Annotated in this window: 10 protein-coding genes and 1 other RNA gene; 9 read left to right on the top strand and 2 right to left on the bottom strand. The window is 57.7% G+C overall.

Annotated features, from left to right (window positions below):
* Position 1: 1 nt before the first annotated feature.
* The 6 genes from bioD (at position 2) to VGM48_RS06015 (ending at position 7,671) form a co-directional block, all read left to right on the top strand.
* Positions 2 to 625, top strand: coding sequence for a dethiobiotin synthase (bioD, locus tag VGM48_RS06040; protein WP_331577062.1), 624 nt, complete (start codon positions 2 to 4; stop codon positions 623 to 625).
* A gap of 38 nt (positions 626 to 663) precedes the next feature.
* Positions 664 to 1,731, top strand: a complete 1,068-nt coding sequence (gene lpxK / locus VGM48_RS06035; RefSeq protein ID WP_331577060.1) for a tetraacyldisaccharide 4'-kinase — start codon at positions 664 to 666, stop codon at positions 1,729 to 1,731.
* A complete protein-coding gene (gene rnr, locus VGM48_RS06030) occupies positions 1,728 to 3,833 on the top strand; it encodes a ribonuclease R (protein WP_331577058.1) in 2,106 nt (701 codons plus the stop codon). Before lpxK ends, rnr begins: the two co-directional genes overlap by 4 nt.
* Before the next feature lie 41 nt (positions 3,834 to 3,874).
* Positions 3,875 to 4,840 carry a polyprenyl synthetase family protein gene (locus VGM48_RS06025; RefSeq protein WP_331577056.1) on the top strand — a complete coding sequence of 322 codons (966 nt, stop codon included), beginning with the start codon at positions 3,875 to 3,877 and terminating at the stop codon, positions 4,838 to 4,840.
* 68 nt (positions 4,841 to 4,908) lie between these two features.
* The gene (locus tag VGM48_RS06020) at positions 4,909 to 6,609 is read left to right on the top strand and encodes an amino acid permease (RefSeq protein WP_331577054.1); all 1,701 of its coding nucleotides are present in this window, start codon (positions 4,909 to 4,911) and stop codon (positions 6,607 to 6,609) included.
* Between the two features lie 9 nt (positions 6,610 to 6,618).
* Positions 6,619 to 7,671, top strand: coding sequence for a Smr/MutS family protein (locus VGM48_RS06015; protein WP_331577052.1), 1,053 nt, complete (start codon positions 6,619 to 6,621; stop codon positions 7,669 to 7,671).
* On the opposite strand, the gene VGM48_RS06010 is transcribed toward VGM48_RS06015, so the two are convergent.
* Complete coding sequence (locus VGM48_RS06010) at positions 7,629 to 8,405, bottom strand: hypothetical protein (RefSeq protein ID WP_331577050.1); 777 nt, start codon at positions 8,403 to 8,405, stop codon at positions 7,629 to 7,631. The two genes, VGM48_RS06015 and VGM48_RS06010, sit on opposite strands and share 43 nt — an antisense overlap.
* A gap of 9 nt (positions 8,406 to 8,414) precedes the next feature.
* Entirely contained in the window at positions 8,415 to 9,188 is a 774-nt protein-coding gene (locus VGM48_RS06005) for a hypothetical protein (RefSeq protein ID WP_331577048.1), read from the bottom strand.
* Positions 9,189 to 9,266: 78 nt separating this feature from the next.
* Here VGM48_RS06005 and rnpB point away from each other — a divergent pair.
* The 3 genes from rnpB to VGM48_RS05990 form a co-directional block, all read left to right on the top strand.
* Positions 9,267 to 9,705: RNase P RNA component class A (rnpB, locus tag VGM48_RS06000), an RNA gene on the top strand.
* Between the two features lie 14 nt (positions 9,706 to 9,719).
* The gene (locus VGM48_RS05995) at positions 9,720 to 12,125 is read left to right on the top strand and encodes an ABC transporter permease (protein WP_331577046.1); all 2,406 of its coding nucleotides are present in this window, start codon (positions 9,720 to 9,722) and stop codon (positions 12,123 to 12,125) included.
* 126 nt (positions 12,126 to 12,251) lie between these two features.
* A partial coding sequence (locus VGM48_RS05990; RefSeq protein ID WP_331577044.1) for an ABC transporter permease occupies positions 12,252 to 14,218 on the top strand: 1,967 nt, incomplete at its 3' end.

The raw sequence follows: 14,218 nt of genomic DNA, 5'->3' as shown, positions 1-14,218 counted from the left end.
GATGCAGCCTCTTTTTATAACCGGTATTGGCACGGGTGTCGGCAAGACGCTTGTCTCGGCGATCGTGACGGAAGCCGTCGGCGGCTGGTATTGGAAACCGGTGCAGGCGGGTTTTGACGAGGGGACGGATGCGGAATGGGTGGGAGCGCGGCTGAGCGGGCCGGGACGGGTATTGCCCGAAGCCTACCGGCTGCAGCTGCCTGCTTCGCCGCATATTGCCGCCCGTAAGGAAGGGCTGCAGATCCGGGTGGAGGAACTCGTTGCGCGGCTGCCGGCCCCGCGGCCGCTGGTGGTCGAAGGGGCGGGGGGATTGCTGGTGCCGCTGAACGACGGGCAGTTTATGGCCGATCTGGCGCTGGCCCTGGATGCGACGGTGATCCTGGTGAGCCGCAACTATCTGGGCAGCATCAATCATTCGCTGCTGACCGCAGAGGTCTGCCGGATGCGGGGCTTGCGGGTGGCGGGATGGGTCTTCAATGACCAGTATGGCGACTATGAGGAGGAGATCGTCCGCTGGAGCGGCTACCCGCGGCTGGGATCGGTGCCCTTCCGGGAGTCGCCGGATCGGGAATTCGTGGCGGGCCAGGCGAGGGCGTTACAGCCGGTATTGAGGCGCCTGGAATGAGCCTGCCTTCGTAAATTTAGCGTATCTTTAGTGCGGTTATGAATTTCAACTTCCCATTGTTAAGGCCAATACGTATTCTTTTATTTCCCTTTTCCCTGATCTACGCTTCCATCGTCATTGTCCGTAACTGGTGTTTTGATAAAAAGATCCTCGCTTCCACTTCCTTTAACCTGCCCGTGATCTGTATCGGCAACCTGGCTGCCGGCGGCACGGGAAAGTCGCCGATGGTTGAGCTGCTGATCCGGCTGTTGAAGGACCGGTATGCCATTGCGGTGCTAAGCAGGGGGTATAAGCGAAAGACGAGAGGGTATGCGCTGGCCGGAAACTCGACGACGGCGCTGGACATTGGGGACGAGCCGATGCAATTCCACAGCAAATTCCCGGATGTGGCGGTGGCGGTGGGCGAGGAGCGGATCGTGGCGATCCCGCAGTTGCTGCACGACCGGCCGGCGACGCGGGCGATCATCCTGGACGATGCCTTTCAACACCGGGCGGTGAAGGCCGGGCTGAATGTGCTGCTGACCGATTGTTCCAATCTCTTTACCCGGGACTGGTGGCTGCCGAGCGGGGACCTGCGGGACGCGCCTTCCAGCTATCGCCGGGCCGATGTCGTCATCGTCACCAAATGCCCGGACGATCTGACCGACGACCAGCGCCGGGCCATTGCAATAGAGATCGCCCCCCAGCCGCACCAGCAGCTGTATTTTTCGGCGATCAACCACGGTACCCCCTATCATATCACGCGGCAGACAACGGGGATCATCGACGAGGAGGTGGAGGTGCTGCTGGTGACGGGTATCGCCAACCCCGCACCGCTGAAACGATGGCTGAACGAACATTCGCGTACCTATTATGAGCTGGCCTATGGCGATCATCATATCTTCACGATCGACGATCTGCAGACGATCATCCGGCGGTTCAGCGGGATCGCCGCGGAGAAGAAGCTGATCCTGACGACCGAGAAGGATGCGGTGAGGCTGATCAAATTCAGACAGGAACTGGAAGGATGGCCTTTTTACGTGCTGCCGATCGCCCCGAAATTTTTGTTTGGGGAAGAAGACCGGTTTGCCGATGTGATTTTACAATTTATCAATGAATTCAAATGAAAAACAAGAAGAAACATAAGGACAAGAAGAAGGCTCCGGCCGACGCCGCCAATCTGTTAAAGGGACGGCTGGATGTCACGCGGAGCGGAATGGGTTTTGTGCTGGTAGAGGGCCGGGACCAGGATATCCTGGTGCGCCCCGGGGATTTTAATACGGCCCTGCATGGCGACACCGTGCGGGTACGGATCGTCAATGCCGGTGGCCGGAACGGCCGGTCGCAGGGCGAGGTGGTCGATGTGGTGGATCGGAAACAACTCGAGTTTCTTGGCCGGATCGAGATCAGCGCCTCTTTTGCCTTTTTTATCGCCGAAAGCGATAAACCGATGCCCGATATCTATGTGCCGCTGGCCAAGCTGAATGGGGCGGTCAACAGCGATAAGGTGATCGTCCGGATCACCGAATGGGAGAAGAACAAGAAACCGCAGGGCGAGGTGATCCAGGTGATGGACAAGAGCGATGAGAACGACCTGGCCATGAAGGATATCCTGCTGGAGAACGGTTTTCCCATCTTTTTCCCCGAGAATGTGCTCGAGGACTCCGGGCGGCTGCCCGATCTGATCCCCGCGGCCGAGATCGCGAAGCGCCGCGACATGCGCGACACCCTGACGTTTACCATCGACCCCGTGGATGCAAAGGATTTTGACGATGCCATTTCGCTGCGCCGGGTGGATAAAGGCGAATTGGAGATCGGGATACATATCGCCGATGTCAGCTATTATGTGGAGCCGGAAACGGCGCTGGACAAGGAAGCCTATACCCGGGCTACCTCCGTTTATCTGCCCGACCGGGTGAATCCCATGCTGCCGGAACGCATCTCCAACGAGCTGTGCTCGCTGCGGCCCCATGAGGATAAACTGACCTTCTCCGCCATCTTCCGGATGCTGCCCGATGGAAAGGTGAAGAGTTCGTGGCTGGGGCGGACGGTCATCCATTCCGATCACCGGTTCACCTATGAGGAGGTGCAGGAGATCATCGAGCAGAAGACGGGGCTGCATCAGCCGGAGCTCGAACTGCTGAACGACATCGCCCAACGGCTGCGAAAAGGACGCTTCAAGAAAGGAGCGATCAATTTCTCGTCTACCGAAGTCCGGTTCAAACTGGATGAAAAAGGCAAGCCGATAGGCATCATGGTCAAGGAGAGCAAGGAATCGCATCAGCTGGTGGAGGAGTTTATGCTCCTGGCCAACCGGGCGGTCGCGGAATACGTGGGCAAGATCAAGGTCAACAAAAAGCCCATTCCCTTCCCATACCGGGTGCACGACACCCCGGATAAGGAGAAACTGACGCCTTTTATCGAATTTGCGAAAAAATACGGGCATGTCTTCGACCTGTCCACACCCCAGGCGATCGCGAAGTCTTTCAACGATATGTTACAGGATGTAAAGGGCCGGCCGGAGCAGCATGTACTCGAGCAGCTGGGGATCCGGACGATGGCCAAGGCGATCTATACGACCGAGAATATCGGGCACTATGGCCTGGGATTCGAGCACTACTGTCACTTCACTTCCCCGATTCGAAGATATCCTGACGTAATGGTTCACAGGGTATTGCAAGAGATATTGGATGGAAAAATAGAGATTGACAAGAAGATGGAGGCCAAATGCAAACAGTCCAGCGAGCGGGAGCGGGCCGCGATGGAGAGTGAGCGGGCGGCCAACAAATACAAGCAGGTGGAATATATGCAGGGTTTCCTGGGGGACGAATTCGAGGGGGTGATCAGTGGGGTGGCGTCCTTTGGGTTCTGGGTGGAAACGGTGGAGCATAAGTGCGAGGGATTGGTGAGCCTGAACAGCCTGATGGAGTATGATGATTTCCGGCATATTGAAAGCGACTATGCGCTGGTGGGCCGGCGCAGCGGCCGGCGGTTTCGGATGGGCGATAAGGTGACGATCAAGGTCATCTCGGCCAACCTCAGCAAGCGCCAGCTGGATTATGAGTGGGTGATCACGGCCGCGGAGAAGAATGCCGTCCGGATCGAGCTGGACCCGGTAGCCGGGCCGGTGGAGGATGAACAGCCGGGCAAACGGAAGTCCTCGCATAAAAAACAGGGGGGAGCCCGTGGAAAACAGGCGGGGAAGGGTGGTCAAAAGAAAAGGAAATAGGGCGTACATTCGCGAAACATCAGATACTATCCTACTCGACTATGCACAGCTTTGAAGAACTGTCCGCGGCCTTTGCCACCCGGTTTGCCGACCGGCATTTTCCCGACCATCCCGCCAGTCTTTACGATCCCGCCGCCTATTTTCTCGGGCTTGGCGGGAAGCGGATACGCCCCGTGCTTTGTCTGATGGGAAACGAGCTGTTCGGGCCGATCGAGGACGATGCCTGGCTGCTGGCCATTGCGCTCGAGCTGTTTCACAATTTTACGCTGATCCACGACGACATTATGGACCGGGCGCCGCTGCGGCGCGGGATGGCGACGGTCCACGCCAAATATGGCTCCGCCACGGCGATCCTCAGCGGGGATGTCATGCTGGTGGTGGGTTATGACTATATCAGCCGCATCCAGTCGCCGCATATCCGGCGCATCCTCCAACTCTATAATCAAACGGCGGTCAAGGTCTGCGAAGGCCAGCAGCTGGATATGGATTTCGAGGGGCGCGAGCAGGTGACGATGGAGGAATACCTGCAGATGATTGAATTGAAGACCTCGGTCTTACTGGCGGCCAGTCTGCAGATCGGGTCCATCCTGGGGGGCGCGGGACTGGGTAACCAGCAGATCATTTATCAGTTTGGCAAGAACCTGGGGCTGGCGTTCCAGATCCAGGACGACTATCTCGACTGTTATGGCGATGCGTCGAAGTTTGGGAAGCAGGTGGGTGGGGATATCGTCGCCGGTAAGAAGACCTTTTTATTGATCAAGACCCTCGAGGTGGCCAGCGAGACGCAGCGCCGCGAGATAAAACAACTGGAGCAGGCGCCGCCGGAGGAAAAGGTGGCGGGGATGCTGCGCATCTATCAGGCCTGTGGCGTGGACAGCTGGGTGCGTGAGCTGAAGGAGCATTATCGGCAGGAGGCCTATCGCAGTCTGGAAGCCATTGCTGTGCTGTCAAAGCGCAAGCAACCGCTGCAGCAACTGGTGGATTTGTTATTGACGAGGGATCATTAAAATTGCCTAATTTGACCCCTTATTCAAATTATCGGATGATCTCTGTTAAAATCCTAAAACTCACGTAGATGGCCAACTCGCTTTTCCGTAAGAAATCGCTTGACAGAATTGTAAGGGATTCGGCAGAAGGGCATTCGGACGGGCACGGCGGCGGCAGCCTGACCAAGGTTTTGACCGTTCGCGATCTGACCTTTATGGGGATTGCGGCGGTGGTGGGTGCGGGTATCTTCTCGACGATCGGGACGGCGGCCTATAACGGCGGCCCCGGTATTTCCATTCTTTTTGTACTGACGGCGGTGACCTGCGGGTTCTCGGCGCTTTGCTACGCCGAGTTTGCCAGCCGGGTACCCATCGCCGGCAGCGCTTATACCTATGCCTATGTCGCATTCGGCGAGGTCATCGCCTGGATCATCGGCTGGGCGTTGATCCTGGAATATGCCATCGGGAATATCGTGGTGGCCATCGCGTGGAGCGGTTACTTTAATAACCTGCTGCTGGGTTTCGGTATTCATCTTCCGGGCTGGCTGCTGATGGACCCCGGTACGGCGAAGACGGCCTTCGAGTCGGCGCAGGCCACGCTTACCCAGGGCGGAGTGCTGGGCGAGGCAGCAAAGGCGGCCATCAGCACCTGGAACAGTGCACCCCTTATCGGCGGATTGCATGTCTTTCTGAATATCCCGGCCTTTTTCATCGTATGTATCATCTCCTGGATCACGTATATCGGTATCCGGGAAAGCAAGAAGACGACCAATATGATGGTGGTCTTCAAGATCGGGGTCGTGATCCTGGTGATCGTGCTGGGATTCTTCTTTGTGAAAACGGCGAACTGGACGCCCTTCCTCCCCAACGGATTCTCGGGGGTGTTGAAAGGCGTGTCGGCGGTGTTCTATGCGTATATCGGATTCGACGCCATCTCGACGACGGCCGAAGAATGCCGGGATGCGCAAAGGGACCTGCCCAAGGGAATGATCTATTCGCTGATCATCTGTACGATCCTATATATTCTTATCGCACTTGTGCTGACGGGAATGGTCAACTATAAGGAACTGATGGTGACCGATCCGCTGGCGTTTGTCTTCAACCGGGTCAATCAACGCTGGATCGGGTATTTTATCTCCGCGAGCGCCGTGGTGGCCACGACGAGTGTGTTGCTGGTGTTCCAGCTGGGACAGCCGCGCATCTGGATGAGCATGAGCCGGGACGGGTTGCTGCCAAAGGCTTTCGGCAAGATCCATAAGAAGTATCATACCCCCTGGTTTTCCACCATCATCACGGGGATCATCGTCGCGGTGCCCTCGCTGTTTATGGGAACGGAGTTGATGCAGTCGCTGACGAGTATCGGGACGCTTTTTGCGTTTGTTCTGGTCTCCTGGGGGGTGCTGGTGCTGCCGCGGACTGAGAAGACCGGCGGCAAGGGTTTCCGGCTGCCGTATGTCAGCGGTCGGTATATCGTTCCGGCGGTGTATCTGGCCTTTATTCTCCTGTTCAAAGACCGGTTGGCGGGTGATCTGACCAACCTGCGGTCGGACGGATTGCAGGAACTGCTGTTCCTGGTCTTCTCGCTGCTGGCGACTTGTTTTACGATCGCCACCATCATCCGGAAATATTCGGTCATCCCTGTACTGGGGGTGCTGTTTTGCGCCTATTTGCTGATCGAGATACCCGCCATCGCCTGGAAATGGTTCTTTGTGTGGATGGGGATCGGGTTGCTCGTTTACTTCTCATACGGACGCCGCAAGAGTCAGCTATCACGCGACAAAATGTTGTAGTTTTGTGCCATGAAGTTCGAGGTAGGCGACAAGGTCGTCATTCAACATTCCAATGATGAGGGGGAAGTGGTAGAGATCATCAACGACAAGATGGTGCTGGTCGACGTGCGCGGGGTGCGGTTCCCGGCCTATACCGATCAGCTGGATTTCCCATATTTCAAGCGATTTACGGAGAAGAAGCTCTTCCCGCCCGAGAAGAAGCCCAAAAAATACATCGACCAGCTGCCGCCGGAAAAGCCCGCGCCCGGTAAGAAAAAAGAGCGGATCGCACTCCTGGCCGACGGGGTATGGCTGACCTTTCTGCCGGTGTTCGACTCCGACGAGTTTGGCGACGAAGTGGTGGAAAGCCTGAAGATCTACCTGGTGAACAACACGTCGGTGGGGTATGGCTTCTCCTATCATCTGAATTATTTCGGGAAGAGCGATTTCGACCTGGACAACCGGATCGACGCCATGCAGGATTTTTACCTGCACGATATCCCTTTTGCCAATCTGAACGACAACCCCGTCTTCGAGTGTGAGTATACGCTGCTGAAACCGGACAAGACACGGGCCGAACATTTCGAGACCACGCTCAAGCTGCGGGCCAGGCAGGTCTTCAGCCGGATCGAGGAGATCCGGAAGAAGGGGGAGGCGACATTCTCTTTTAAGCTGTTCGACAGCTTTCCATTCCGCGAGCCGGAAGAGACGGTGGATCCACGGGGTGTCCTGTCGGGTTCGGGTTTCCGGATCTACGAAGCTTCGCGGGCGCGGCAGCATCTGGAGCCGGCGCGATCGGAGCTCGATCTGCATGCCGAGAAGCTGACCGACAAGCCCGGTTCGCTCGATGCCTTCGAGATCCTGACCCTGCAGTTACAAACCTTCGAGAAATATTTCGATCTGGCCGTGGCGCATCATCTTCCTTCGATGATCGTCATCCACGGGGTGGGGACGGGGAAGCTGCGGGACGATATCCATGAGGAGCTGCGGACCAAACGCAATGTCAAATCCTTTGTCAACCGCTATGATCCCCGCTATGGTTATGGGGCGACGGAGATCTTCTTCGAATACGGGAAGAAGTAGGTGAGCCCTGCATTGATGTGTACGGTCGTTGTGGGGAAGGCCGATCGTTCGGGTATGAGCATATCGCCAAACAGATAGGTAATCGTTTTCGCCGGGGCGGCTCCGCCGAGGCCCGTATTGACGGTCAGCGCCAGGTGTTTTCCCATTTTCCACTGTATCCCGGCGTCGGCCTCATAAGCAAAGGTCCAGGGGAAGGAAGGCCCGGGATAGGAGACCACATAGTATCCGCCGAGGGGACTGGGATTTGCCAGGGGATAACGAAGCCGTTCATAGGTATCTGCTGCCTTTGTTTTCTGGGCGCCCAGCAGGCCCCGGAAGAGTAAGGAGAGTCGGCCGGTCTTCCGCAGCGGCACCGTCCATTCTCCACCACCCAGCAGGCGGGTCATTTTCCAATTATGATCGTTGTATACCCGGGAAGGGAGGCTAAAGCCAACCGATTCCGTGAAATAGGAGATACCGCCGCCCTGGTTGTATTGTTCGGCCGCAGCCAGCACAAAACTGAACGAAGGCGCGACCCGGTAGGCCAGGCTTAGCTCTGCCGCCGGCCCGGGGTGTGTATCGAAATGCCCCGTAGGTGTCTCCACCCTGGCAAAGGGGCCGATCGGAATAGCGACACCGCTGACGAGACCGATGCTCCATTTTGGCGCGTCATCGGGTACGGGTGGTTGTTTGGTCTGCGCGGACAGTTGCATCACGGCGCTGAAGAAGAGGGCGGGAAGAAGTATTTTTTTCATGATCGAAGGTTAAAAGGATATTCCGGCGCCCGCGCTTATCTGCATGGCGCCGATGGGTTGTTTATGCTGTACGGTGATCACGGACCGGGTGACCGGGTCCACCATGATGGGGTACTCCTTATAGAAGTTTGGTTTTGCGCCGCCATATGCGGCATCGGCCAGCAGGAACAGCCTGCCGGGGGATTGCCATTTGAGCGAAGCCCCGGCTTCGTAGGCAAACGCCCAGGAAAAAGGAACGGCGGCGATCTTTACGTCGAGCGGATTGCCTGAGACATAGAGCCGAAGGGTATTGGCGGGAGAGGTGGTTTTTATCACGCCGGCGAGGGCCCTGACGACAAGGGAAAGGCGGGGAGAAGACAAAGGCAGATCGAGGGTGGCACCGGCAAGCAGGCGGCCGACCTTCCAGGGATCGTTGCGTGTAAATACGGTGCCTGTCACGGGATTAGGCGGGGGGGTAACGGCGCCGATGGCATTCTGCTGGCCGGCGGCGGCGAACGTCAGGCCAACCCTGCGGTTGAACCACCGGGTGAGTGCCAGTTCGGCGCCGACGCCTACATGGGCATGACCGGCTTCGTCGGATGTCGGGTTCCCGGAGGCGAACTTACCCACCGGAAGGGACGGGCCGGCCTGGAGGCTGACGGACCAGCGATGAAAGGCGGGTTGCCTTGCGGCTGCCGCGGGTTGCGTTTGGGCTTCCGGGAGCTGGGTTTGGGTTTGTGCCCTTACCTGCGTCGTTTGCAGGATAGCGAGGAGGGCCAGGACGTAAAGGGGCTGTTTTTTCATATCAAGGTCGTTCGGGCAATTGACCCTTTTTCGGACCAAATCGTTGCCTGATGCCGCGGTTTTTTTATCTTTACCGATGCTACCAACCGGGTCATCGCTCTCCGCTTTGCGGGGGGAGGAAAGTCCGGACAGCAAAGGGCAATGCACCGGTTAACAGCCGGGGAGCGCGCAAGCGTTCACAGAGAGTGCCACAGAAAATAACTGCCCAGCTTCGGGCTTGAGGGTTTGGGTCGCCGCGAGGCGGGACAGACTGCCGGTCCGAAGCTGGGTGAGGATGAAAACGTGGGGTAAGAGCCCACGGCGCCGGCGGGTAACCGTCGGGGCGGGTAAACCTTGCATGCTGAAATGCCACGTATACCGGCGACTGAGGGCGGCTCGCCCGATGCTCCCGAAAGGGAGCTGCGCCGGAGGGTAGGCAGCTAGACCCCTGTAGTAATGCAGGGGCCAGATAAATGATGACCGCCGTGGCGGCGCAAGTCCCACGGAACAGGATCCGGCTTACAGGTTGGTAGCTTTTTTCTATATTTAGCCATGCTTTCCAATTACTACAAGACCGCGGTGCGCAGCATCGCCCGCAGTCCTTTTTACGCGGCGCTCAACGTCGCGGGCCTTGCCCTGGGCATCGCCTTTACCCTGGTGATCGGGATCTTTTGCTTCAGCGAATTACGGGTGAACAAGCAACTGCGCGCAGCCGGCCGGCAGTATATCCTGTCCAGTGACTGGAAAGACCCCAATATGGGTTATCCTCTGGCCACTCTGGGCGCGTTGCCACGGGCTTTGCGGGAGAACTACCCGCAGCTGGTAGCCGACTTTTACCGGTTTGACGGCGTATGGGCCGTTGTCTCGGCCAACGATAAACATTTCCGCGAGGGATTGCAGATCGGCGACAGCACCCTTCTTCCCATGTATGGCTTTTCCCTTTTGCAGGGCGATAAGGCCACCGCATTGACCGATCCGGGGAGCGTCGTGATCACGGCGGAGAAAGCGATAAAATTTTTTGGAACGAAAGAGGCCGTGGGCCGTGTCCTCACCATCGATAATTTCAGCGGGGGAAAGCGGGATTTCCGGGTGACGGGGGTGATGGCCGACCCGCCGCGAAATTCGGTTACCCGGTTGAATGCCGCCAATGACAACGGCATCTTTATCTCCACCGCCAATCTGCCCTGGTTTGGCCGGAATATGGAATGGAGCAATCCGCATATCGCGGGTTATATCGAGTTGCAGCCGGGTGTCGGCGTGGCGGCGCTGAAAGGGCCGATCGAACAACTGGTCCGGGCCAACGCCTCACCCACGATAGCGGCCAATTTGCGGGTGGTGCCCCAACTGCTGAGTACCTACTATCGCCGGAGCGACGGCGGTGCGGTGCAGAAGATGGTGACGATCCTGATGTTCATCGCCGTGTTCATCCTGGGGATGGCCGTCATCAATTTTGTCAACCTGGCCATCAGCCGCGCGACTTTGCGGATGAAAGAGATCGGGATCCGCAAGGTGTTGGGCGGGCTGCGGGGACAGTTGCGGCTGCAGTTCCTGGCGGAGTCGATGCTGCTGACGCTGGCTGCCACAACGCTGGCGATCCTCGGCTACCCCTTACTGTCACCCCTGTTTGCCCCGATCCTGGGCAGGGAGCTGCCGTCCCTGTGGACGCTGCCGATATCGGTATGGGGCGGTATCGTATTGTTTACGGGAATGACGGGTTTGTTGACCGGATTCTATCCCGCATTGCGGCTTGCTTCCCTCTCCTCTATGGAGGCGTTGAAAGGGAAGGCGGGGAAGGTAAAAGAGAACCGGCTTTTCCGGAAGGGGCTGATCGGCTTTCAGCTGGGTACGGCGATCGTCGTCTTTGTCGGGGCGATCATCGTGTCGCAGCAGATCCGCCTTTTCTTCAGCGACCGCCTTGGTTATAACAAAGATTATATTCTGTCCTCGCAGCTGCCCAGGGACTGGTCGCCGGCAGGAGTTCGGCATATGGAGACGATCCGGAATGTCTTCTCGCGGATGCGTGGGGTCAGGGAGGTGAGTCTGTCTTTTGAGATCCCCGACGGGATGAACAGCGGCGGCCTCAGCGCTTACCGGGATGGGGCCGATTCCAGCCATGGGGTGGTGGCGCAGGCCCTGGTGACGGATGCTCACTATGCTTCGACCTACGAGATCCCGCTGGCGGCGGGCGTCTACTTTCATGCGGCCGGAGAGACCGATGCGGGAGATTCGGTGCGGCTGGTCATCAACGAAACGGCGGCGCGGGCCTTTGGGTGGCGCGATCCGCGGCAGGCCGTGGGACAGCGGCTGCGATTATACAGTCCGCGCAGCGATGCACAGGTGATCAGCGGGGTGGTAAAGGATTTTTACTTCGATGGGATGGGGAACGCCATCCAGCCGGCGGTGATCTGTCCGGTGAAGCAGATGAATATCTACCGGTTTCTTTCCTTTAAGCTGGACCCCGGCGTCACCCCGGGCCAGCTGGAGAAAGAATGGGCAAAGCTGATGCCGGGAGCGCCGTTTGAATACCGGTTCATGGACGAGAGCCTGCAGAGCCTTTATGCCGGCGAGCTTCGGCTGCGCAAGGCGGCGTCCACGGCGACGGGGGTGGCCATTGTCATCGTCCTGCTGGGAGTCATCGGCCTTGTCGCCAACAGCGTCCGGCTACGGATGCGGGAGATCGGGATCCGCAAGGTTGTCGGCGCGAGTGTGCCGGGGATCATCCGGCTTTTTATCCGGGAGTATCTGTCGGTGCTGGGGATCGCGGCGCTTGCGGGCGGGGCGGTGGCGGGGTGGATCATGCAACGCTGGCTGGATGAGTATGTGACCCGGATCTCCATTACCGGCTGGCCTTTTTTGATCGCAACGGGTGGACTGGGGCTGGTGATCGTCCTGCTGATCGCGGGGCAGACGGTGTCCGCGGCGATGGCCAACCCGATCCGCAGTCTGAAAGAAAGCTGAACGATTGCGGACAGTTTTCGGCTAAAAATGAACAGGTGCACCCCGTGCGCAATGCGCTGTTGGCTGGTTATCCGTATGTTATAGATTTGGCATCCTTTTACGGGCGGAGAGGAAACTATACCTCCCATGATGCTCGCCAACTATTACAAGACGGCCGTCCGTAATATCGCCCGAAGCCGGTTCCATGCTATCATTAACATTGTAGGTCTATCGGTCGGCATCTCCTTCACCCTATTGATCGCGGCCTTCTGCTGGTCGGAGAGCCGGGTAAATCACCAGCTGAAGAATGCCGACCGGCAATATTTCCTGACCAGCAAATTCAAGAATTCGCCGGCGGGTCAGCCGTCGATCACTACCTCCGGGCAGTTGGCAAAAGCATTGAAGGATAATTATCCCTCGCTGGTCGCGAATTTCTACCGGTGGGACGGGATCAATTCCACGGTCAGCTACGGGGACAAGCATTTCAAGGAAGGGTTACAGGTGGGGGACAGCACCCTGCTGACTATGTATGGCTTCAGCCTGTTGCAGGGCGATGCGACGACGGCGCTGAATAATCCCTTCTCCGTGGTGATCACGGATGAGAAAGCTATCAAGTATTTCGGCCGGACCGACGTGGTGGGTCAAAACCTGGTCATCGATAATTTCAACGGGGGCCGGCAGAATTTCCGGATCACGGGCGTGATGAAAAAGCCCGGCCGAAATTCGGTGACCTGGTTGAACGACAACAACGACAACGGTGTTTATATCCCTACCTCCAATCTTGCTTACTTCGGGCGGAATATGGACTGGAACAATACCGTCATCGTCAGCTATATCGAACTGCAAAAGGGGGTGAACCCGGAGGCGTTGCAGGGGCCGATCGCGCATTTGTTGAAACTGCATACGACTCCGATCATCCAACAGAACCTGACCGTAGTACCGGCGGCGCTGACCGACTATTACCTGTCTGCGAATAACGGGATGGTTCGGAAGTTGCTCTTCACTCTTTCTTCGGTGGCGTTGTTTATCCTGGCGATGGCCGTCATCAATTTCATCAATCTTTCGGTTAGCCGGAGCAGTTCGCGAATGAAAGAGATTGGTATCCGCAAGGTGCTTGGCAGCCTGCGGCACCAGCTGCGGGCGCAATTCCTGACGGAATCGATCCTGTTGGCGTCGGCTTCCACAATTATCGCGTTGGGGATCTACCAGTTGTCCCGGCCCTTATTTGCCGCGATGCTGGGTGGTGCGATCCCCTCGTTGTGGACATTGCCTGTCGCGGCCTGGAGTTTTATTGCCGGGTTCGCCCTGGTAACCGGCTGGCTGGCGGGTTTATATCCCGCGGTATTATTATCCTCCCTGTCTTCGATCGATGCGTTGAAGAGCAAGGTCGGTTCGATAAAGGAAAATATATGGATGCGCAAGGGGTTGGTGGGTTTCCAGTTCGGTACCGCTACGGTCGTCTTTATCGGGGCGATCATCATCGCGCAGCAGATCAGGCTTTTCTTCAGCGACCGGCTGGGATACGATAAGGAATATGTGGTCTCGGCATCCCTTCCCCGCGACTGGACCCGTGACGGCGTACGCAAGATGGAAACCATGCGGGATGTGTTCACCCGGATGCCGGTGGTAAAGGCCGCCACGCTGAGCTATTCGATCCCCAATGGGATGGGCTATGGCGGTGTCGGGACCTACCGGGAAGGCACGGACAGCGCGCGGGCAGTGTTCAGCGATCTTCTTTTATCTGACGAACAGTATGCGGCCACCTACCAGATACCGCTGGTGGCGGGCAATTTCTTTAGCCGGCCGGGAGAGCATGGCCCACAGGATACGCTGCGGGTGGTGTTGAATGAGACGGCGGTAAGGGGGTTGGGGTTTGCCTCGCCCGGGCTTGCCATCGGTCAACATGTACGATTGTACAATGCGACGGACGTATTCACGGTCAGCGGCGTCGTGAAGGATTTTCACTTCAATGTGATGGGAGCGCCGATCCAGCCCGCCATCTTTACGCACCTGGAGGGATTTCCCGTTTACCGCTATTTTTCCTTCAAGCTGCGGCCGGGGAATATCGGCACGACGATGGAATCGCTGCAAAAACAATGGGCGACGCTGATGCC

The organism is Puia sp. (assembly GCF_036500295.1).
Taxonomy (GTDB): Bacteria; Bacteroidota; Bacteroidia; order Chitinophagales; family Chitinophagaceae; genus Puia.
Note: the sequence above shows the minus strand (reverse complement) of the source record. Positions and strands in the feature narration are given on the sequence as shown.